Raw genomic sequence first — 24169 nt, forward strand, 5'->3', positions numbered from 1 at the left:
AAAAATGCAATTCAAACACTCATTAATTGCTATGGCTATGGCGGGTGTATTAAGCGGTTGTGGGACAGCCCAACCGGAAAAAGAGAGTATGACTGAAATGAAAGATTCCACTTCCGGTGCTCATCCGGTATGGCCAGTCCTTGATATTAGTGTCAAAAAAGATCCAAAAGTAGAAGCCAAAGTTGAGTCGATTCTGGCTACGATGACCGTTGAACAAAAACTAGCACAGATGATTCAGCCAGAGATCCGAGATGTCACTGTTGAAGAAATGCGTCAATACGGTTTTGGCTCATTCTTAAATGGCGGTGGCTCCTACCCTAATGCTAATAAACAAGCCACGGTACAAGAGTGGATTGATTTAGCTGAAGCTATGTATCAAGCATCCATTGACGATTCATTGGATGGCTCCACCATTCCAACCATGTGGGGTACTGACGCAGTACATGGTCATAACAACGTGATTGGCGCAACATTATTCCCACATAATATCGGTTTAGGCGCTGCCAACGATCCTGAATTGATTGAACGCATTGCCAAGGTCACTGCAACCGAAGTGTTAGTAACCGGCATTGATTGGATCTTCGCTCCAACGGTTGCTACCGTGCGCAATGATCGCTGGGGTCGTACATACGAGGGTTACTCAGAACATCCAGATATCGTGCGTAGTTATTCAGAAGCCATTGTGAAAGGCTTGCAAGGTCACGCTGAGGACAACTTTATGGGCGAGGGTACCGTCATCAGTACCGTCAAACATTTCGTCGGAGACGGTGGTACAACTGATGGCGTAGACCAAGGTAATACCGTTGTAGATGATGAGACGTTATTTAACATCCATGCTCAGGGTTATGTAGGTGGTTTGACTGCTGGCTCACAGTCCGTAATGGCATCATTTAACCGCTGGAATGGCAAAAAAATCCACGGCGATCATTACCTATTAACCGAAGTCCTCAAAGACCGCATGGGTTTTGATGGGTTTGTGGTCGGTGACTGGAATGGCCATGGTCAGGTCGCAGATTGCTCCAATGAAAGCTGTCCTCAAGCCATCAATGCCGGTTTAGATATCTTTATGGCACCAACCCAGTCGTGGAAAGCGCTTTGGACCAACACCCTGCAACAAATCAATGATGGCATCATTCCGATGTCACGGGTCGATGATGCAGTACGTCGTATATTACGTGTCAAAGTTCGTGCAGGTTTGTTTGAAAAACCAAGTCCTGCCAATCGTCCGCTTTCTGGCAAAACGGAATTACTAGGCTCTGCTGAACATCGAGCGGTTGCACGAGAGGCAGTGCGCAAGTCATTGGTCATGCTGAAAAATAGCGATAATTTATTGCCTTTATCGCCCAAACAAAACATTTTAGTCGCGGGCGATGGTGCGCATAATATCGGTAAACAATCTGGTGGCTGGACCATAACATGGCAAGGTACCAACAACGAAAACAGTGATTTCCCTGGTGGTTCATCGATTTTTGATGGCATTGAACGCCAAGTCACTGCTGCTGGTGGACAAGCGACTCTTAGCGTCGATGGTAGTTTTACTGATAAACCCGACGTGGCCATTGTAGTCTTTGGTGAGGAACCTTATGCAGAAGGTGTGGGGGATATTGCAAATTTAGAATATTCACCTAATGACAAAAAAGATTTAGCCCTACTGAAGTCGTTTAAAGACCAAGGCATTCCAACGATTGCATTATTTATAACGGGTCGTCCATTGTGGGTCAATAGCGAATTAAACGCATCAGATGCGTTCGTTGCAGTATGGCTCCCTGGCTCAGAAGGTGAAGGGATCGCCGATGTGATTTTGCGAGACGCTGATAACAACGTGCAACATGATTTTGTTGGGAAATTATCCTTCTCTTGGCCAAAAGATCCAAATCAAATTGTCAATGTAGGTGATGCGAATTATGACCCATTATTTGCATATGGCTTTGGCCTAACGTATCAAGACACTGATACCCTTGGCGATAAGCTGCCTGAAACGATTACCACCCAACAGCAAGCAACTGATTTGGTTTTCTATAATCGTTCCACACAGGCGCCTTGGACCAAGACCTTGGTATCGGCATTTGATACCGCCCCGATTACCGCTAGCACGCAGTCAATTGGTGTGGTCAGTTATCGTACCCAAGACCGTGAAGTACAAGAAGATTCGTTTTCTTTGAGTACACAAGGTGGTGCTTATGCTGGAGTTCGTTTTGCGGGTAACGGCACTGCTCAGGACTATTCGTCGGCGTTTGCTACCGATAAGATGTTGAGCATGTTAGTCAATGTTACGACTGCGCCGAACGCACCTCTCATGTTGGGCATCAACTGCGGTGCTGTGAGTGATTGTGGAACCGTAGTGGATATCGCTCCCATATTATCAAAACTTCCGCAAAGTTCATGGCAACGTATTAATGTCTCGGCGCAATGCTGGTCTGATTTAGGTGTTAACTACGGTAAATTATCGGAAGGATTAAGTATGATCACTGCCGGTGAAATGCAAGTGAGCTTCTCTGATATTGGATTTGTCGATTCCGTAGAGGGTGAGTTAACTATTAGCTGTAAATAAGCAGCAATATAACTATCAACACAAGTCCCCGTTAAAGAACGCATGGTCTCAATTGAGTCATGCGTTTTTTGTTGCATTCATAACTATATGAAATACGTATAGCAGAATTAATCTCTTTCGATGAAACTAGTTATACTAAGATACATGCCTGAGGTGAAATGGATTGTTCCTGAACGGCCAGCTTACACAAGGAAGGAATTGCTTCATTGTGCACGGCATAAGAATTTCATTCGCAGATCAAAGAAAAATACCCGGCATACACAAAAAAAAGCCCCTGCTTTGCAGCAAGGGCTTTTCATAATGCCATTTAATACTATAGGTTGTTGATACGAACACCCACTGCATATCGAGGACCGTATTGACCTGCAAACAAGAACTGCTCTTCAAAACGACCGAAGTGCTGTTCTGTCTCATTCGTCAAGTTAATCCCTTCAGCAAATACAGTAATGTTTTCTGTAACATCATAGTTAATGCTGATATCCCATTGACCATACTCTTTTGCGAATTGAGGCGGAACATCCAAAGTACCTTGAGATTGACCTTGACCAATCAGATACTCCTCACGCCAAGCATAGGTTAAACGAACCGATAAAACATCGTCTTCATAGAACGCAGTAAAGTTTGCTGAATCACTTAATCCAGGCAGTACTTTTTGAGCTGCTAGAATATAAGGATTATACTTCACATCTCCGTCAACAAAGGTCGCATTGGTTGAAATACCAAGACCTGTGTCGCCAAATACGTGTTGTACTGCAATTTCAACACCGTTGGTTTCACGTTCATCGACGTTCTCAGGTGAGCTTAAACGCCAAGTGATGAGGGGATCGGATGAAGGATCAGGCTCAATTGCTCCACTTGCGTTCGCAAATCCACCGGCAACTAGCTCGTTAAAGATAGCTGTATCAGTCGCTTGTTCACCGCGGCCAGTAATCGCAGCCGCCGCATCGTTCCAACGTTGACCTAAATAGATATCATGTAAACCATCGATTTGTACGTCTACTGTTGACGTCTCAATCCAATCATCTACTGATTTCCAGAAACCGCCAACCGCTACGTAACTAGCATCGTCGTAATAGTATTCTAAAGTCAAATCAATATTGGTAGATTGGAACGGCAACAAGTTTGTGTTACCACGACCACCGGTGCGAGCACCGATTTTTGGGCTACCCGATAAAGATAAACCGCCTAATAATGAACCTAAAGGCGCTCGAGTAATGGTTTTACCAGCAGAGAAACGACCTACCAAGTCGTCGCTTAGATCCACTTTAATATCTAAATTAGGAAGTAATAAGTCATAACCACCAGCATTAGATACCTCTTGGATACCAGCAAAATCAGTAATCCACTCAGAGGGTGCAACCCAGTTCACTTGGCGAGCAATGTTACTTTGTGATGGACTGATGACATCAGTCTCTTCATAACGCAAGCCAGCATTTAGGACAACGTAATAATCTGATACATCAAACTCCCATGTGGTATTGATGTACGCACTGATTGTTTCTTCTTCCACAGATGATGTTGTGTTAGTTGTGTAGTACGGATCAATGACATACTCATTTTCACCCACAAACTCTGCAGTAATGTTTGCTAATTGACGAGCTAACGCTTCATCATAATCAAATGTCCAGTAATAGTTAGGACTCAATGAAGCACCACCGCCTGCGAATTGATCAAGCAAACCAGAGGTTGAGTTGAGTGTAAACATGCTGTCTGGGAAAATTTGCGTATAGCTTGGTAAGAAACCTGGGCCACCGCGCAAACCTGACCAGCCACTTGTGCCCGTAAGAACCTGTTTAGTATAGCTTGCACCCGCTAAAATCTTAGTTAAAGCAGGGGCAAAATCATACTCAGGTAAATACTCAAAACGCAGCTGAGCTTGTTCAATTTCAGACTCACCAGGTGAGTGAAGGAACTGACTGAAGTTAGAATCAATTTCTGAAGCCAATAATTGATTCGTACCGTTATTCCACATCACATTGAATTGTGGAATATCACCAGTTAAGTATGAATACTCTTTATAGTCTAGCGCTGCAGAGCCAAGGATAATCTGGCCTGAACTACGCAAACCTGGGTCAGCACCATTATCAATGGTAATATATGAATCGTGGTAATCAAACTCAATGTTCAGTGCATCGGATGCCGCAAAATCAACATTGAAACCGAACGATCGCATCTCAAACTCTGTAGTATCACGAGTGGCCGTAAAGGACCCATCGTCTCCAGAGATATTGGCGTATAGAGCCGTACCGTTTTCATCAAGCTGATATGAGTTGATGTTAGAACCGAAGTTATTCCATATACCCCAACCAATAGAGTTGCGACCTGTGGTGACTTTACTGATGGTGTAATCAGAGGTTAATACAAGGTCATCGGTTGCGGCAAATTGGAACGTAAATTGAGAGTTTTCGCGATTACGCGAGATATTCTCAATCCCGTAGTTCATATCCTTCGGAAAGAAGTGGGCAGCAGTAGGCTGCAACACACCATCCAGATCCGGTGCCATGAAATTCTTAACCAGTTCGCCATTTGCATCAACAGGACGTGCATCAATCGCGTCATTACCGTCTAGGTTAGGTAATGACTGATTAGCTTGCCAGCCTTGAATACCCGCTGTTTGTTTTTGAAAATCACGACGCGCACTGGAAAAGGTTGCCGCAAAACCAATGCGATCATCGGCAAATGTCTGACTCCATAGCGCAGCAATTTCAGGGATATAATCATCACCTTCCACATTTGAACTGTCATGGTTCATTTTGGCGGTTACCGAATACTGTAATCCAGGTTGTGACAGCGGTTTCGCTGTCACAATATTAACTGTAGCACCCAGACCACCCGAAGGTAAATCTGCGCGTGCCGTCTTATAAAGCTCAAGTGCACTGACACCTTCAGACGCTAAGTTCTCAAAGTTGAACGAACGCGAAAAGCCCGTCGTTGGCATTTGGCGACCATTCAATGTCACAAGGTTAAAATCAGGACCAAAACCACGTACTGTGATCTGGCTACCTTCACCGTTGGCTCGGCTAACGGATACACCTGTAATACGTTGCAGTGATTCAGCTAAGTTCGTATCGGGGAATTTACCCATTTCTTCAGCCACAATCGCGTCAACAACGCCCTGATTGTCACGCTTGATGTCAGCAGAGCGAATCAAGCTTCCCTTGATGCCTTTTACTGAAATGACTTCAACGTTGTCATCGCTACTTGCATCTTCTTGCGCCACAACTGGTAGCGCGAGAGACGCGCCCATCAACATTGCAATTGATGCGGCGAGTTTAGTTTGTGTAAATGTATTATTTTTCATCATTTGTACTCTCTATGCTCCAGTCATTACTCAGAATCAGTAACAACGATATTTTTCACGATCACTGGTGCATCCCGTGTATCAACGTACATCAGTAATGAGCTGTAATTATTTGCCGCATCTTGTGCTGGCACAGTTATGGTGTAAGTATTTTCATCAACACCACTCACCGTTATAGTGCCTGCGTCGAATGCAGGGTTTACATCAGGATATGGAGCTTTTTCAAAACGGAAGCGCACGTCAGCAGGAGTGCCATCACCTGGTATGGCTCCAGTAAATGTAATTGTGCCACCCGTTGCAAAATTAAATGGATACAAATCCGCGTTATCGTTTGCGAAACCTGCCCATTCTACTGCTGTAGCAGGAACAGTATAAGTGTCACCATCTTTTACTGCACCTGAATCTGCAAATGGTTGCATTACAGCAGTTGCAACTGCTTCACCAGCCGCAGGGTTCTCTGACACCACAATATTTGTAATTATTACAGGCGTATCACGTGTATCTACATACATCAATAATGAGCTGTAGTTTTCTTCTGCAGGACGAGCTTCTATATTAATTGTATAAGTTGTTGCTGTTGTCGTACTTACCGAAACAGAACCTGCATCGAACGCAGGATTTACATCAGGGTAAGGTGCGTTTTCGAAACGGAAACGCACGTCAGCCTGAGCCCCACCCTCAGGTAACGCTGCAGTAAACGTAATGGTACCGCCGTTGGCAAAATTAAATGGGTACAGCTCCGCATTGTCATTTGCAAACCCTGCCCACTCTACTGCGCTAGTAGGGACGGTGTAAGTATCACCGTCCTTAATTGCACCCGAATCTGCAAAGGGTTGCATTACTGCATTTGCTGCTGTGACCGTCGCTTCAGCTTCTGTTACTACTATATTGGTAATAGTAACTGGAGCATCACGGGTATCCACATACATCAACAATGAACTGTAGTTTTCATCTGCTGGACGAGCTTCTACCGTAATGGTATACGAGGTCGGAGTTGATGCATCAACAGTCACGCTACCTGCGTTAAACGCTGGATTGACGTCAGGATAGGGTGCGTTTTCGAAACGGAAACGAACATCTGCAGTAGCACCACCCTCTGGGATAGAAGCAGTAAATGTAATTGTACCGCCATTTGCGAAATTGAAGGGATACAAATCAGCATTATCGTTTGCAAATCCAGCCCAGTCCACTGCCGCTGCAGGAACGGTGTAAGTATCACCGTCCTTCACAGCACCTGAATCCGCAAATGGTTGCATCACAGCCGTAGCAACTTCCTCACCAGGCATTGGCGTTTCAGTTACCTCAATATTTGTAATAATCACCGGCGTATCGCGCGTGTCAACATACATTAATAGAGAGCTGTAATTTTCTTCTGCTGGACGAGCTTCGACATTAATTGTGTACGTTGTCGGAGTCGTAGTACTAACAGAAATTGTACCCGCATCAAATGCAGGGTTTACATCTGGGTAAGGTGCATTTTCAAAACGGAAACGAACGTCAGCCTGTGCTCCACCTTCAGGTAACGCTGCAGTAAACGTAATGGTACCGCCGTTTGCAAAATTAAATGGATATAACGTTGCATTGTCATTCGCGAAACCAGCCCACTCTACTGCATCATTTGGAACAGTATAAGTATCGCCGTCTTTCACTGCGCCTGAATCAGCAAATGGTTGCATGACCGCATATGGTGAGCTTGAACCACCAGTGTCGCCACCAGTATCACCGCCTGTGTCGCCACCAGCGTCACCACCTGTGTTACCACCGGCTGGTAATTCTAGGTCGCCAATTTGATATTGAGTCACAACAACATTAGATACATTGACTGGCGCATCACGGTCGTTGAGATACATCAAGAAAGAGCTATATGTATTTTCCGCATCTTGTGCTGGAATCTCAATGGTATAGGTTGCTTCTGCACCTGATACAAACACTGGACCCACACCAAATGTTGGATTGACGTCTGGATACGGATTAAATTCAAACACAAAGCGTACATTCGCACCCGAGCTGCCTTCCGGGGCTGAACCAGTGAAGGTAATTTTGCCGCCGTTAGGGAACTGCAACGGATACATAGTATCAGTCATGTTTGCAAAACCAGCCCAATCTTCTGCCCCAGTTGGGAACACAAAAGTGCCCTCGGTAACTGACGCGTTACCAAATGCCTCAGTAAACGCCGCTGGGTCAGTTTCTACATCAGCAGCAACTGCACCTGCTTGACCTTTTTGAGTCACAACGACATCGGTAATGGTTACCGGCGCATCTTGAGTATTTAGATACATCAAGAATGAGCTATATGTATTACCCGCATCTTGTGCAGGGAATTCAACTGTATAAGTCGTTAATTCAGTGGTATTTACTGTCACCACGTCTGTGCCAAAGGTTGGATTCACATCTGGATATGGGTTGAATTCAAAGACATAGCGTACATCAACTGCCACACCACCTTCTGGAATCGCCGCACGGAATGTAACTTTACCGCCGTTCGGGAATTCCATTGGGTAGATGCTATCATTTAAGTTAGCAAAACCAGCCCATGCCTCAGCCCCTGTGGGGAAGAGATAAGTGTTACCATCTGTGATAGACGCATTACCAAACGCTTCGGTAAACGCTGCAGGATCGTAATCCACGTCTGGCGTACCCGCCGAGATGCCTTTTTGCGTAACCACGACATTAGTAATGTTTACTGGTGCATCTTGGGTATTAAGGTACAGCAAGAATGATGAATACGTATTCTCTGCATCTTGCGCAGGTAATTCAATTGTATAAGTACGAGCTTCCGAACCGGATACCGTGACTACATCCGAACCAAAGGTTGGATTGACGTCTGGATATGGGTTAAATTCGAATACGAAACGCACATCTACGTCAGGGCTACCTTCAGGCACAAATGCCGTGAAGCTAATTGAACCACCATTCGGGAATTGCATTGGGTAAATGCTGTCATTTAAGTTAGCAAAACCAGCCCATGCTTCTGCCCCTGTTGGGAAAATAAACGTGTTATCAGTGACCGATGCATTACCGAATGCTTCAGTAAACGCTGCTGGTTCATACACAACATCAGGCGTTCCACCCGTTGCTGCGCCGTCTAAAATGGCAACATTGTCCATACGGAATACCGCACCAGCACCACGCATCCACTCTGGGAATACCATAATGACATCAAGTGAAGTCAAATCAACACCAGCTGCTTGAATGTCAGCAAGTGGGATTTGATATGTTGTCCATTGACCCACACTTGGTGCTGGGCCAAAGTTAGACAACGGCTGTTCCCATGCTCCTGCATTTCCTTCATCTGCTTCTATTTTAAACATCCAACGTGCGTCAGCATCGGTCGGCTGTGACATGACCTTGACGTCAAATGTTACATAACCACTTTCAGCCATGGCCAGAGCATTATGTGGCGCCGCAGAAATACCTAATGAAGGATCTTGTGGTAAGAACAAAGAACGCGTAATGAAACCAAATACCGTGCCGTTTGCACCGCCTGATTCAGATACGGTGAACTCGTAAACATTGCCACGAGCCGCGTCGTCAGCGACCAATGCAGGAGTGGTGCCGCCGCAGCAGTCCCAAGCCACCCAGCTTAAGTTTGTTTCATCATCAAAAATAGTAATAGGATCCGGTTCGCCGGCAGAAAGTGTTGGAGAAGGTGCTTTACCTGAAACAAGTTTACCACCATCTTCTACTGGCACATTATAACCTGGCGCCGTCGTTTCACAGCCACGACCTGTTTGTGGGTCTGCTGCACATTGATACACGCGAACATAATCAATTTCATATGTTTGACCTGCACCAGTAAACATCGTCGGATCAACACCACCTTCATTGACTGATGACGGCCACGAACCACCTACTGCAAGGTTCAAAATCAAGAAGAAATCTTGGTCAAAAGGAGCAGAAGAGTAATCTGTCTCTAATTGACCCGTCGCAATATCATAGAGTTCAGCATACCAACCGCGATGACGTAAACCTGTTACCTCGCCGCTTGAATTAGTTCGCAACTCAGACTGTCTTTGGGTCGCATACAATACGTCATTGAAGTACCAACGAATTTCACCCTCTTGCCATTCAATTGCATAGCGATTGAACGAATCAGCTGGGTTACTTGATGGCGTATGAGCCGCACCAGAAAAATCACTGCTTGGTCCAGCGCCATAATGAATCGTGCCATAGATATTAGTTTCCTCAGAACCATCGGCACGGTCTGCGCCAAGGTTGACTGCTTCGACAATATCGACTTCACCAGACTTCGGCCAGCCGCCGTATACAGAATCTGTCGGCATCATCCAAAAGGCAGGCCATGTACCTTGACCTTTTGGCAATTTTGCACGCATCTCAATACGACCGTACTTAAAGTCGCCTTTGTATTGAGTATTTAGTCGGGCTGAGGTGTAATCATCATCACTATCACCTGTGGCACCTTCATTGAGTTTGGCTACAATTTTTAGTGTGCCGTCAGAGACAAACGAGTTCTCTGCGGAATCAGTGTAGCACTGAAGTTCTTGGTTGCCGCCGCCGTCACAGTTGACTTCGTGGGACCATTTTTCTGCATCGATGGCATTGCCATCAAATTCGTCTGCCCAAACTAGCTGCCAATCAGTGACAGGTTGTATTGGATTGACAGTTGTAATATCAGTAACTGTCGCTGAATCACTGGCACTGCCACCACAACCGACAAGGGTTGCTGCGGCTAAAATCGCTGCGATTCTTGATTTATTCAAGAGTGTTTTCTTCATTGTCATGCCCATTACAAACAGTGGTTGTTTTTGTGCTTCGAAATTGTAAGCGCTTTCATTAATTATGCAAAAAATAAGCGAATAATCAAAAATGTAAGCGCTTCCACCCTCGGATTATAACCTTGTGAGTGTAAAGGTCAAGGTGCAATGTTAAAAAAAAGTAACAACATTATGACGAAAAAGTGTGCGCACTCTAATCATTAACAAGCTCTTAACCCCTTCTCTTGTCATTTGTAAGGCCTTCCTTCATACTGAATAAAATTATGTATGAACAAGCTATCACGTGACACAACAACAACCCAACAACCCTCTTCATGGCATAAAGCTGGAACAAATAGTGACTGAACTACAGGCCCATTACGGCTGGTCTCCTCTGTATGCCCGAATCCGCATCAACTGTTTTAGCAAAGACCCTTCGATCAAATCGTCACTGAAGTTTTTGCGACGCACTCCTTGGGCGAGGGATAAAGTGGAAGCCTTGTATCTCGAGACATTCTTTGGTGACAAAAAAGGGAGCGTTTAGCTCCCTTTTGTTTTACACATCGTAAGTCGTTGAGGCAGTATCGCCACCGCGTCCTGTCCAATTGGTATGGTGGAATTCACCACGAGGACCATCTAAACGCTCATAGGTGTGCGCACCAAAATAATCGCGTTGTGCTTGTAATAGGTTAGCAGGCAGTCGAGCTGTGCGATACGAATCAAAATAATTCAATGCCGCTGATAAACAAGGCGTCGGAATGCCTACACTAATCGATTGACCTAACACCTGGCGCAGACCGCTTTGTGCATTCTGCACTGTCTCACTAAAGTAGGGATCAAGCAACAAGTTAGACAATTCGGGATTGTTATCATAGGCAACTTTGATGTTGTCTAAGAAGGCCGAGCGAATAATACAACCGCCACGCCACATTAATGCGATGCCACCATAGTTAAGGTGCCAGCCAAACTCTTTGGCCGCTTCAGTCATCAAATCATAGCCTTGGGCGTATGAAATCATTTTCGCCATCAGCAATGCCTGACGTAAACTTTCTAAAAAGGATTGTTTGTCGCCAGTAAATTTAGCTTTTGACGGACCAGATAACACCGATGAAGCCGCTACACGTGCATCTTTTTGTGCACTGATACAACGCGCAAATACCGATTCAGCGATTAAAGTAAGAGGGATCCCTAACTCCAGCGCCGTCACCCCGGTCCATTTCCCGGTACCTTTTTGGCCAGCCGTGTCGAGGATTTTTTCAACCAATGGTGAGCCATCTGTATCTTTATAACGACAAATATCAATACTGATATCAATTAAGTAAGAATCGAGCTCAGTCTTCGACCACTCTTCTAGTACATCAGCGATTTCGTCTGAATTCAAACCGACCACGTCATGCATAATATGATATGCCTCACAAATCAGCTGCATATCACCATATTCGATTCCGTTGTGCACCATTTTGACAAAGTGGCCAGCGCCGTCTTCACCGACCCAGTCACAACATGGCGCTTGCTCCCCCGTTGCAGTATCGGTTACTTTGGCTGAGATATTTTGGAAAATGTCTTTGACGCTGTGCCACGCCTCTGGGGCACCGCCTGGCATGATTGAAGGACCGGTTAACGCACCTTCTTCACCACCTGAAACGCCAGTACCAATAAAGTGTAAGCCTTTTTCACGTAAATACTGAGTGCGTCGATTAGTATCTGGATAATGCGTGTTGCCGCCATCAATGATGATGTCACCGGGTTCTAAATGTGGGATGAGCTTTTCGATAAAATCATCGACTGGTTGGCCAGCTTTGACCATTAGCATGACCTTACGGGGTTTTTCTAACGACGCAACAAACTCAGGTATGTCCTTTGCACCGCGAATGGTTTTACCTTGAGCTCGACCATTTAGAAACTTTTCCACTTTGTCATAAGAACGGTTAAAGGCGGTGACTGTATAGCCTTTGGATGCCATATTCAGAATGAGATTTTCCCCCATTACAGCCAAACCCACTAAACCAATATCCGACAATGCTTTCATGCATGTGCTCCAAACAAATGAAAAAGGAATAAAAAGATGCGTAATTATGACGTAATCACGCACCTAACACAAACAAATCGAATACTGGGTATAGGTTCTCTGAATCAGCTGGCTGTTTTTTCAACAAATACAGTTGAATTCACTTGTTCGAGAGTCGGAAGTGCGGTCATGGCACCAAGTTTGGAGCACACAAGACCACCTACTTTTGACGCAAATTGCACATAACTGGTTAAATGTTCCTTATCGGTATGCCACCCCTGTACCGCAACTTGATACAGTATCGCGCCAATGAAAGCGTCTCCGGCACCTGTCGTATCTTGAACATCAATCTGATATGGCGGGATAATAAAATGCTCTTCATGAGTAGCGACATAACATCCTTTCGCGCCTAATGTTACAAATATCACCTCCGGACCTTTGTCTAATAGTTGCTGAGCACCCTGTTCAATATCCTTTTGACCGGTGAGCAACTCAAGCTCCTCATCACTGACTTTAACCACATTGGCTTTTTCAATGAACGGTTGGCAGTGCGCAACAAATTCTTTTTCATGTCCAGCCCAAAACGCATCCCGATAGTTCGGATCAAAACTAATAAAATTCCCTTTATCTTTGACGCTGTCTAATACAATGCGATAGGTTTCTTTGAGTGCACCTGGTAAAAAACAAGTCGCCGCCCCAAAGTGATACAAACCACCGCGATTGATCATATCCAGCAACTCATCGTTAAGTTGCAGATCAGCATCAGCACCTCGATTGAACACAAAATCGCGTTCGCCGTCTTCAGCTAAGGCAACAAATGCGAGCGTTGTCGGTCGGTCTGAACGTTGCAACAAATCAGTATCTACCCCGAATTGAGTAATGTAATCAGCCAAAAAATTGCCAAAAGGGTCCGTTCCCACAGCTCCGACAAAATGCGCATTACCACCGAGACGCGCTGCCGCTGCAGCAACGTTAGCAGGGGCTCCGCCTGGTTTTTTTAAAAAATTCTCACCTATGGATAAGTCTGTCCCTTTGTCGGTACACACAAAATCAATCAGTAACTCGCCAATACAGTAAATTGCTTTCACTTTTTTATTCACTCAAAATTGAACACACGATGTTAAACTAACAATTATTTTACACAGTTACAAGCAAAACTTAATCGATTAAGTTACTTTGAGAATTTACTATGCCAAAGTCTTTCAAACAACACTATAACCATCAATCCATTACGGCTCTTGGCAAAACAATAACCGCGAATTATCCTGATTTCCCACTTGAAAATTTTGTCCATGAAGCAAGTCATAACATCGAATCCTTGGAGTTTAAGGCGCGTTCACAACAAATTACTCAAGCCTTAGTCAACCATTTACCGCACGATTTTGCTGATGCTATTGCGACCTTAATGGCCTCACTGGCGCCCGATTTTGACGCGTTAAGAGTGGATGCAGCGCAAGCAGGCTGGACTATCCAAGATTTTGCTCCGGAAGGCATTTCTGGTTGGATGATTATGCCATGTGCGGATTTTGTTGCACTCAGAGGAGTAACGGATGCACATTTTGCGTTGAGTATGACGGCGCTTGAAGCCATGACCAGCCGATTCAGTGCTGAGTTTGCTATACGGCCTTTTTTACGAGACTTTCCCAAGCGCACTCTCGCACAATGTTTGCACTGGACTAAGCACTCGAATCAGCATGTTCGACGCCTTGCTTCGGAAGGCACCAGACCGGTTCTACCTTGGGGGATGAAGCTCCCAGAACTTGGTGCCGATCCAAAGTTAAGCTTACCAATATTGGATGCATTAAAAGACGACCCTAGTGATTATGTACGAAAATCCGTTGCTAACCATCTAAACGATCACAGTAAGCTTCATCCTGATTGGGTGTGTGCAACTGCAACATCATGGTGGCAACTTGATAAAGCCAGACAACGTTTACTCAAACATGGATGTCGCACCTTGCTTAAACAAGGTCATATTCAAACCTTGGCGCTATTCGGTTTTGGCGGGGTACAAGCGAATGTCGTTCTGACGCTTTCAAGCGCATCGATACTGATGGGAGGAGCAATCGACATTCAGCTGTCAATTGAAAGTACCTCAGCTCAGGAACAACGCATGATGATTGATTACGTTGTTTGGCATCAAAAAGCCAACGGAACAAAAAGCCCCAAAGTATTCAAATGGAAGGAACTCGTAATCCCTGCTGAACAGACCGTGGAGATTATCAAATCCCATACCATCAAACCCATCAGTACCCGAACTTACTATGCTGGGGAACATTCAATAGAAGTCCAGATAAATGGAACATCGTGTGGACATGTGGATTTTGAATTAGAGTTGTAGCCGAAATTAACTATCGCTTTTTTCGCTTGCGCGTTTGACTAGGATAAACGTGAGGTACATTTTTGTTGGTATCGACATAATCATGCCTATTGCGACGCAACAGGCACTGATGATAATACCAGTGACACCTAGGCTGTGCATATAATCTGAATACACATGGAAATACACACCGAGCAAAATTAAACTAATCCCCACTACCATGACGATTTTTAACATCGTTATCAACGCGCTATCAGACATACCATTTTACATCCCAACCTATTACAGATTAATTATAGATTGGGAGAAGGTCCGTTGACTTGATCGAGATCTATTCAGTGGCTAGTTGCCAGACGCCGACAAAACCTGGAGGCAAAACCATGCTAGCCGAGAAAGAAACGTCGTCAGTATTCAAAAGACTCAGAGCAGATTGTCCCAACGCATGGCTCAACGTCCCACTTTGGCTCCCTACGTTGATAGCAACAAGATACTTAGAATCTTCATGCGTTCGAGTAAAGGCAAGTACGCGCTCATTGCTGCTAGTTAACACGTTCATCTCACCAGTACTTATCACCGGATGCGCACTGCGCAATGCATACAAAGATTGATACCAATAATACAAAGACGAACTATCTAACTGCTGGGCTTCAACATTGTTCACAGAGGCATTTTGAGATAAAGCCCGAAACGGAGTACTCGTTGAAAATCCCGCATGTGTAGCGTCGTTATTCCAACTCATTGGCGTGCGTAATGATGCGTCAGGTTGCATATTCGCCCCAGCAGCCATTCCGATCTCCTCACCGTAATACGTAAACGGTTGTGGAGAGAGCAATAGGTACATTGCACTGGCCAAACGATACTGCGTCATATCACCATTGAGTTGGTTATATACACGATTACCCGCAAAAAAATCATGATTGGCCAATATCATCGGCATTTGATCGCGGTTCGCTTGATTGAGTTCATTGAGTAATCCAGCCGAAATACTGCGATTGCGCACACTTTCCAAGATGGTATGCCCAGCACTGAAATTAAACGCGTTCACACAACTATCAGGTTTGGCCATATCGCGAAATTGTCCTGGCGCTTCGCACACAATATAGGCATAAGGATAATCATCTAGAACAGACGCCATTTCCCCCATCACCGTTAGGTTTTGCGGCTGATTTTCAAGCTGACCGATGCCGTTTTCAATCAGTACTCCAACCGCATCAAAACGAAATCCATCCACCCCCATGTTGAGCCAAAATCGCATACTGTCTTTGTGATAGTCCAACACCGCTTGATTGCGCAAATTAAAATCTGGCATGCGCTCGGTAAATGCGCCGTAATACACCCCATACGGGCTATTGCGCCAGGGTGTGCGTCCCCACAGCTGCCAGCGATTATCCACTGTATCATTCCAAATAAACCAATCTCGCAACGGATGATTCGGACTTGAGGCCGCATCTTGGAACAATGGATTTTGTGATGCTGCATGATTCATCACGTAATCAATAATTATCGCGATCCCTAAACGGTCAGCCTCATCCAACATATTTTGAAAATCAGCTAAAGTGCCATAATCGCTTTCAACATCTCGATAATTTTGCGTTTCATAGCCGTGATCGTTATCCGCTGACTCCATGATGGGCATCAACCAAAGTGCGGTAATCCCAAGCTCAGCTAAATACGGAAGTCGCTGGGTCAAACCATTAAAATCTCCGACTCCATCCCCATCAGAGTCTTGATACCCACGGACATAAATCTCCATAAAATTGGCGCTTTGCCACCAATCATCAGCGATATTTTGCTCTACCGGTAGTGGCTCTATGGAAGAAAAATCTAGCCTCTCGCTTTCATTGCCATTGTTTGCCATGACTTGTTCTAATGCCGCTCTTGCTTCGGCCTCAGTGCTAAATGGAGTCGCCGTTATTCCAGGCCCTTCTGCCGCGACACTGCCTTCAGTGACCCACACGGTATCACCAAAGGTCGCAGGAGTAAGGATCAAATCGTAATTCGGACTTTTGAGGTCGCCAAAATGCACAATAAAACTAAAAATTTGGTCTTCATCAATAATCGGTACTTCCCAATACGCATAATCGTTTTCCACACGGGTTGGGGGCATGGCATTTTGCCAGGTCGTAACATACTGAGGGTCGACTGAATTGCCCCACAAATGCAAGCCCCAGCCAGCATAAAAACCACTTGAGTGAAGATAATAAATCTTCATAGTGCGTATACTAGTATCCGGTGGCGGAATTTGAGTAACTGTCACTGCCAGTGTCTGGGAGGTTGTTTCACTTCCATCACTGACGTCTAACCGTGCGCTATAGGTTCCATTTTGAGCCACTGTAAACACAAACTGTGTGGTCAAAATACAATTATTCACTTGATGCGTTTCTGGCGATGCCCCTTGCATTGTCAAAGTACAACGCAAATTGGTCGTATCACTATCTGTCACTTGCCAATTTAAGGTTACTAATCCTTGCTCAGATACATTCGCCAAAGTAAATGAAGTAATTTCTGGCGCTTGATTAGACGGTGTGTTCACTGGCGTGACGGAAACAGAGTCAGCACTGCCTCCACCACATCCCACAAGAGTCAACGTCATACAGAACAACAAAAATACACGCATTTTTACTCCAAAATCTTTGCGCCTTGAAACGCTTTCATATATAAACATAACATATACTAACCATAACTTAATATTATGCAATATACGACCCATCAATCTCCAAAACAGAAACGCATTGCACTGGTAGCACATGACAATATGAAAGACACACTCGCAAAGTGGTGTTTAGACCATCGAAACCATCTTGCAAAACATCAACTTTATGCAACGGGGACGACGGCAAAATTGATTGCAAATGTGGCTCAATTAGAATTGACTGCACTACTGAGTGGGCCGATGGGTGGCGATCAACAAATTGGCGCAATGATCGCTGAACAAGGGTGTGACGTTTTGTTCTTTTTTTGGGACCCATTCGCAGCCATGCCACATGATCCTGATATCAAAGCGCTTCTAAGGATCGCTGCTGTATGGAACATTCCGGTTGCATGTAACCCAAGTACGGCGGATATGTTGATAAGCTCCCCTTTACTTAATCAAAGTTATACTTATCAACACCCGGATTATTCTAGTTATGAAGCTAACCGTTAAGCTTGGATGACTCTTTTGACAGCAGATTGCCACTGTGAATATTGCTCATCTCGTTCGGTTTTTGACCAGTTAGGCGTGTAATCCTGTTGCAACTGCCACAGCTCACCTATCTGCTCGAGAGAGTCATATATTCCATATTGGTACCCTGCTAAATAAGCAACCCCTAATGCCGTCGTTTCAGTGACTTTTGGCACATGCACTGGAGCCCCCAATATATCGGCTAAATATTGCATCAGCCATTGGTTGTGCACCATGCCACCATCTACGCGCAACGTTGTTGGGCGTTGACCATCTTGCTCCATTGCTTTTTGTAAATCTTTGGTTTGTAACCCGACCGATTGCAATGCCGCTGCAACAATCTCTTTGATACCTGTATCACGAGTTAACCCAAAAATCGCACCTCGAGCATTGGGTTCCCAATACGGTGCGCCTAGCCCTGTAAACGCGGGCACCATAATAACAGAATTGTTCTGTTTTACTTGCTTAGCCAACGCTTCGGTTTCTTTGGCGTGTTGAATAATTTGCAAACCATCTCGCAACCATTGAATCGTTGCACCCGCCATAAAAATACTGCCCTCTAACGCATAGGTGGGTTTCCCATCAATCCGATAAGCAACGGTCGTCAACAGACGATTGTCCGATACAACACATTGCTCACCGGTGTTGACAATCATAAAACAACCTGTGCCATAAGTACTTTTTGCCATACCTGGTTTGAAACACGTTTGACCAAATAGAGCGGCTTGTTGATCGCCTGCAATACCTTGTACAGGAATGGCTGAACCCAACCAATCTGAGTGAATATGACCAAAATCCGCTGCACTGTCTTCGACCTGCGGGAGCATGACTGCTGGGATATTGAAAAGCTTGAGCAATTCTTTGTCCCATTCTTGCTTTTGAATATTAAACAATAGCGTGCGTGAGGCATTGGTCGCATCCGTCTTATGTGCAGTGCCTTTAGTCAATTGCCATAAGATAAAACAATCCACCGTCCCAAATAATAACTCACCCGCTTCGGCTCGACTTTGTGCGCCTTCGACATAATCTAAGATCCAACGCACTTTACTTGCAGAAAAATAAGGATCTAACAGTAATCCGGTCTTCTGCTGAATATCCGCTATAAGCTTTTTGTCTTGTTTAAATTCTGCGCAATACTGTGCTGTACGACGGTCTTGCCACACGATTGCAGGATATATGCATTTCCCTGTTGTTTTCTCCCATACCAAAGTTGTCTCACGTTGGTTGGTTATTCCACAGGTTGCTATTTGAGACGCGTCAATGCCAGCGTCAGTTATGGCTTGTCGACAGCTGTCTAAAGTCGTTTGCCACAAATCGTCTGGCATATGCTCAACCCACCCATCCTGCGGAAAATGTTGCGCAAACTCTTGTTGCGCTTGGGCAATACGCGTACCCGCCGCATCAAAAATAATTGCACGAGAAGACGTTGTGCCTTGATCGATGGATAGGATATAGTGAGTCATGTGGTCTCCTTGTTTTTGTATATCTAAGCAAATTAACATGGTTTTTACAACATAAAATTTTCGTTTTCGAACATTTTCTAAAACACTACAACTTAAAGAATTGAAGATATTGGTATGAAACAAGCACAACGCTTATACGACATTGTCAACGTAGTAAAAGAACAGGGCTATATGACCATAGAGGAGTTAACGAAGCGCTATAAAGTGACGCCGCAAACCTTGCGTCGAGACCTTAATACACTTGCTGATGAAGGCAAAATCAAACGCCATCACGGCGGTGCTGCAAGCATCGAATCAAGCATCGAAAACACCCCATATCAGCAACGCAAAGCCGAAAACCAAAACGCCAAACTTGCGATTGCTAAGCGCGTCGCTCAGCTTATCCCAAACAATGCATCTCTGTTCATCAACATCGGCACAACCAATGAAATAGTGGCAGAACAACTCTTGCAACATCAAGGCTTAACCGTCGTTACCAACAATATAAATGCAGCAAGCATTCTGTCCCAAAAACAAGACTTTTCGGTCATTATTGCTGGAGGTGAAGTGCGTTTTCAAGATGGCGGGATCATAGGTGAAGCAACCCGTGACTTTATTCAGCAATTTCGTATGGATTTTAGCATTTTGGGGATCAGTGGTATCGAATCCAACGGGGCATTGTTGGACTTTGACTTTCGCGAGGTGAAGGTCTCACAGGCCATGCTGGCTCATGCACAACACAATATCTTAGTTGCCGATGGGAGTAAGTTTCATCGGCAAGCCATGGTCGAGCAAGCTCACATGTCACAAATCGATACTTTTGTGTGTGATCGGGAAGCGCCGAGTGAATTAATGAGTGTAATGAAACAAAATGATGTTCGTTTCATAAAAATTTAACCTTAATAACTTTCATTTATTTTCGTTTGTGCTATATTTTTTCTCAAATGAACAAATTATGACTTTTTTTATGTCTTTTACACAAACGAACATGGAATATGACATTGTCGTCGTTGGCGGTGGTGTCAACGGCGCAGGTATTGCTGCAGATGCCGCTGGGCGAGGTCTTTCTGTATTATTGGTCGAAGCAAAAGACCTCGCAAGCGCGACCTCAAGTCAGTCAAGTAAACTCATTCATGGTGGTTTGCGTTACCTCGAACACTATGAATTTCGTTTGGTACGTGAAGCGCTTGCTGAGCGTGAAGTGTTGTTAAAGAAAGCCCCTCATATTATGTGGCCGTTGCGTTTTCACTTACCGCATCAACCTCATTTGCGTCCGGCCTGGATGATTCAGGCTGGTTTATTTTTGTATGACCACCTAGCAAAACGTGAAATTTTGCCTGGTTCTAGACGTCTGAAACTCGATGCACATTCTCCATTAAATAATACGATGCACACGGCGTTTGAATATTCCGATGGTTGGGTTGATGATGCGCGACTTGTGGTACTCAATGCAATGCAAGCACAAGATAAAGGCGCTGACGTACTGACCTATACCCAATGCACAGGCGCTACACGCGTTAATGAGCACTGGTCTATTACCCTGCAAAATGAACAACGCGGTGAATTCTCAGTCTGTGCTAGAGCATTGATCAACGCCGCAGGTCCATGGGCAATCCAGTTCCTAGACGATGTGGTCGCCCAACGACATAACAAACACATGCGCTTAGTCAAAGGCAGTCATTTAGTTGTCCCTAAGATCCACGACGGTGAGCAAGCTTATATTTTACAAAATGCCGATGGACGGATTGTTTTTGTATTGCCTTATGAGGATGACTTTTCACTAATTGGGACTACGGATGTGAACTTTACAGGCGATCCACGTAATGTCGCGATTGATCAGGAAGAAACGGACTATCTCATTAAGATCACTAATGAGTACTTTAAGACACAAGTTAGTGTAGCCGATATCGTCCATACATTCTCAGGGGTACGCCCACTTCTCGAAGACGAAGGTGCGGATGCCCAAGCGTTGTCTCGCGATTATGAATTTACATTAACCGGGGACGCACAATCTGCGCTACTGCTAAACATCTATGGCGGTAAAATTACCACTTACCGCAAACTCGCCGAGCATGCTGTAAACAAGTTGGTCACGTTCTTCCCTCATGCAGAATCAGCTTGGACTGCCCATGCACCATTGCTCGGCGGTGATTTTGCTGACCCAGCGACGTTACTGAAACAACTTTGTGAGCGATGCCCCTTTATTCCACTAGCCACTCTGAAACGCTATGTAAGATCCTATGGTTCCTTAACCTCTCATCTTCTTGCTGGGGTAAAATCAGAGCACGAACTTGGGCGAGATTTTGGTGCTGGATTATATGAGTGTGAATTACGTTATCTGCAAACCCATGAATTTAGTAAAACACTGGATGATGTTTTATGGCGTCGAACCAAATTAGGGCTTCGTCAGACAGAGCTTGATATGGAAGCGCTCAACCGTTTTTTTAGCGCTGACCAAAAAGCACCTGAAATAAGCGCAGTTTAAACATAAATGGTTTATCATAACGCCAGTTAGCAATAAGGAGTATTTATGCGCTACTGGCTGTTTAAAACCGAACCGGATGCGTTTTCCATTGATGATCTCGCTCAACGACCAGATGGCACTGAAGGTTGGGATGGCGTGCGCAATTATCAGGCGCGCAACTTTATGCGCGACCAAATGAGCGTGAATGATCTGGCCTTTATTTACCACTCTAGTTGCAAGGTGCCAGGAATCGCTGGGTTAGCTAAAGTAACTCAAACCGCGTTGGTGGACCCAACGCAGTTTGAACCTGAATCAAAATATTATGACCCTAAAGCCACACTAGAACAGCCTAGATGGCACATGGTTGCGTTAACCTTTGTCGAAAAATTCAATCAGGTTCTCCCTCTGTCAATGATTAAGCAACAACCCAATATTACTGAACTTGGCTTAGTTCAAAAAGGGTCTAGGTTGTCCATAATGCCAGTTGCACCAAACGAATTCGAATGGTTATTAGAGCTTGCTCGCAAACCATAGCCACAGCTATTTGGCATCATCAAAGTGATGCTGTAAGAGCATCACAAAACTGCGCTTTTTAGCGTAGTTATCCTGCAGCACGTTGAGCAATTTATAAAATGGTGAGAGGGGCTTGTCTTGTGCAACAAATTCATCATGGATCTCTTGTAAAATCTCAATGATGTAAGCGTAACCTTTATGTCCTTGATCAACATTGCGGGTAATCAAATTTAAATAATGTTTTAATGCTGCTTCATAAACACACTCTTGCAAACATTGATACGCCAGTCCATGTAACTCTTCATCGTTCAACTGCACTTTTTGGCTCAGTGCTAAAGCATCATGGATAGAACCAAAATTCAAATACAAAGAGAACAATAATTTTTCTTGACGATGAGTAGGCTGTTTATGAATGATTGCCCGTGCTTGTGTGACCAACTGAGAAGGAGCGACATTATGATCATTGACCAACGATTTGAGTAGAGCAATATCAAAGTTCTTAGCGTATTGTTGCAAGGCTAACTGCACAGCATCGTCTGGTTTTCCTTGCATCTGATTCACTTTGATCAGCATCTGGTTGATTCTCTGCAGGTCCTGGGGCAATGCACCGGCTTTTAACTCAAAAAGCAATGTCAGCGACTCGGTTAGGTACCCTTGATTGATTAGACCGTTTGTCATTTCAATTTTTCGGCTCATCGGCAAATAAGATACCTTAGCATACTCAACCGCTTTCAAATACTCATCCTGCGATGCAAAATACAGTGCTAACGAAGAAGCCATTTGTTTAGTATGCATCGCATCAGGGGCGGACTTATAGTTTGACTGATACTCTTTTTGTAGTGCGACATAGTATTCAGAACGAAGCTCATGTGAGGCGTTAACCAAGAACAGCTTTCCGATATCGCCCAGGTCGACATACAAAAACTCGTTGTAATACAAATTTAGTAAATAAACTACTTTGGTATGTCGTTCCGCGTTCCAGCGCTCAAACGTTTTGACATACTGTTGTTCTATTATCGTCTCTAAGGCAAAGCGATAGCCACCTGAGTCATCGACACGTTCACAAATTTTGTCATATCGAGCCAGTATAAATTCACAGATATGCAGTGCCGTAGTATCCGTTAATTCATCAATTAAAGGATGAATTAAGGCTAGTTGGTTACGGGCTTTATCAAAATATTTGCGCACCAATTCATAGCGCCAAACATCTCTTAAAGGCAATGCTTTTACTACCCACTTGCGTAATGTTTTGATATCGAATTGACCAAAGGCAATATCGGCTTTTGACGCCCAATGCTGGACGAGTTCTTTATCTTTATTGATGAGATGCTCTAGGGCTGATTCTAGTTTGGCTCTGGGCATCGTTTGCAGTAAGGCTGAGATTTTGTCTTGAGAACTGCCTTGAACTAAAGCCGCTAATTTAGATTCTTGCGCATCATGATGCAATGCAACAGCAACACAATGCCGACAGAAATCAAAACCATCCGATTCAGGGCAGGAACATCCCCCATCATATCCATTGCTCAGGACGTTCAAGGTAACAGAATAAAGACTTTCATCTGTGACGTGTGCCTGGATATGGTTGCCTAATATTGTGTATTGTGAAACGGCATTGTTTGACAGCAACACTTGTCCATTGGCAAACGCACTGCTGCCAGCAAGACGTTTGATCAGCGCAATTAGTTCTGACAT

Annotated in this window: 15 protein-coding genes; 7 read left to right on the forward strand and 8 right to left on the reverse strand. The window is 44.6% G+C overall.

Annotation, left to right across the window (positions count from 1 at the left end):
- Positions 1-4: 4 nt before the first annotated feature.
- Entirely contained in the window at positions 5-2551 is a 2547-nt protein-coding gene (locus NLG07_RS01995) for a glycoside hydrolase family 3 protein (protein WP_303049216.1), read from the forward strand.
- Positions 2552-2864: 313 nt separating this feature from the next.
- On the opposite strand, the gene NLG07_RS02000 is transcribed toward NLG07_RS01995, so the two are convergent.
- Together NLG07_RS02000 and NLG07_RS02005 are read right to left on the reverse strand one after the other, a co-directional pair.
- Complete coding sequence (locus NLG07_RS02000; RefSeq protein WP_254856785.1) at positions 2865-5852, reverse strand: TonB-dependent receptor; 2988 nt, start codon at positions 5850-5852, stop codon at positions 2865-2867.
- Between the two features lie 26 nt (positions 5853-5878).
- The gene (locus NLG07_RS02005) at positions 5879-10588 is read right to left on the reverse strand and encodes a family 16 glycosylhydrolase (RefSeq protein ID WP_254856043.1); all 4710 of its coding nucleotides are present in this window, start codon (positions 10586-10588) and stop codon (positions 5879-5881) included.
- 283 nt (positions 10589-10871) lie between these two features.
- On the opposite strand from NLG07_RS02005, the gene NLG07_RS02010 reads away from it, so the two are divergent.
- Positions 10872-11111 (forward strand): VF530 family DNA-binding protein, encoded by a 240-nt coding sequence (locus NLG07_RS02010; RefSeq protein WP_254856044.1) that lies wholly within the window; start codon positions 10872-10874, stop codon positions 11109-11111.
- Between the two features lie 12 nt (positions 11112-11123).
- On the opposite strand, the gene gnd is transcribed toward NLG07_RS02010, so the two are convergent.
- Positions 11124-12596, reverse strand: a complete 1473-nt coding sequence (gnd, locus tag NLG07_RS02015; protein WP_254856045.1) for a decarboxylating NADP(+)-dependent phosphogluconate dehydrogenase — start codon at positions 12594-12596, stop codon at positions 11124-11126.
- A gap of 104 nt (positions 12597-12700) precedes the next feature.
- Complete coding sequence (locus NLG07_RS02020) at positions 12701-13663, reverse strand: carbohydrate kinase (protein WP_254856046.1); 963 nt, start codon at positions 13661-13663, stop codon at positions 12701-12703.
- A 101-nt stretch (positions 13664-13764) separates the two neighbouring features.
- On the opposite strand from NLG07_RS02020, the gene NLG07_RS02025 reads away from it, so the two are divergent.
- The gene (locus NLG07_RS02025; RefSeq protein ID WP_254856047.1) at positions 13765-14916 is read left to right on the forward strand and encodes a DNA alkylation repair protein; all 1152 of its coding nucleotides are present in this window, start codon (positions 13765-13767) and stop codon (positions 14914-14916) included.
- A 6-nt stretch (positions 14917-14922) separates the two neighbouring features.
- On the opposite strand, the gene NLG07_RS02030 is transcribed toward NLG07_RS02025, so the two are convergent.
- Both NLG07_RS02030 and NLG07_RS02035 read right to left on the reverse strand, forming a co-directional pair.
- On the reverse strand, positions 14923-15156 hold the full coding sequence (locus tag NLG07_RS02030; protein ID WP_254856048.1) for a hypothetical protein: 234 nt from the start codon (positions 15154-15156) through the stop codon (positions 14923-14925).
- 70 nt (positions 15157-15226) lie between these two features.
- Positions 15227-17512: an alpha-amylase family glycosyl hydrolase gene (locus tag NLG07_RS02035; protein ID WP_254856049.1), complete on the reverse strand. Its 2286-nt coding sequence runs from the start codon at positions 17510-17512 to the stop codon at positions 15227-15229.
- Positions 17513-17587: 75 nt separating this feature from the next.
- Here NLG07_RS02035 and NLG07_RS02040 point away from each other — a divergent pair, with 75 nt between their 5' ends.
- The gene (locus NLG07_RS02040) at positions 17588-18040 is read left to right on the forward strand and encodes a methylglyoxal synthase (RefSeq protein ID WP_254856050.1); all 453 of its coding nucleotides are present in this window, start codon (positions 17588-17590) and stop codon (positions 18038-18040) included.
- On the opposite strand, the gene glpK is transcribed toward NLG07_RS02040, so the two are convergent.
- Positions 18037-19521: a glycerol kinase GlpK gene (glpK, locus tag NLG07_RS02045; RefSeq protein ID WP_254856051.1), complete on the reverse strand. Its 1485-nt coding sequence runs from the start codon at positions 19519-19521 to the stop codon at positions 18037-18039. The two genes, NLG07_RS02040 and glpK, sit on opposite strands and share 4 nt — an antisense overlap.
- Positions 19522-19635: 114 nt before the next feature.
- On the opposite strand from glpK, the gene NLG07_RS02050 reads away from it, so the two are divergent.
- From NLG07_RS02050 to NLG07_RS02060, 3 genes are all read left to right on the forward strand, one after another.
- Positions 19636-20397 carry a DeoR/GlpR family DNA-binding transcription regulator gene (locus tag NLG07_RS02050; protein ID WP_254856052.1) on the forward strand — a complete coding sequence of 254 codons (762 nt, stop codon included), beginning with the start codon at positions 19636-19638 and terminating at the stop codon, positions 20395-20397.
- A 70-nt stretch (positions 20398-20467) separates the two neighbouring features.
- Positions 20468-21985, forward strand: a complete 1518-nt coding sequence (glpD, locus tag NLG07_RS02055; protein ID WP_254856053.1) for a glycerol-3-phosphate dehydrogenase — start codon at positions 20468-20470, stop codon at positions 21983-21985.
- A 45-nt stretch (positions 21986-22030) separates the two neighbouring features.
- A complete protein-coding gene (locus NLG07_RS02060; protein ID WP_254856054.1) occupies positions 22031-22498 on the forward strand; it encodes an EVE domain-containing protein in 468 nt (155 codons plus the stop codon).
- A gap of 6 nt (positions 22499-22504) precedes the next feature.
- Here the strand turns inward: NLG07_RS02060 and NLG07_RS02065 are convergent, their stop codons facing one another.
- Positions 22505-24169, reverse strand: a complete 1665-nt coding sequence (locus NLG07_RS02065) for an SWIM zinc finger domain-containing protein (RefSeq protein ID WP_254856055.1) — start codon at positions 24167-24169, stop codon at positions 22505-22507.

The organism is Alteromonas sp. LMIT006, from assembly GCF_024300645.1.
In the GTDB taxonomy this organism is placed as follows: Bacteria; Pseudomonadota; Gammaproteobacteria; order Enterobacterales; family Alteromonadaceae; genus Opacimonas; species Opacimonas immobilis.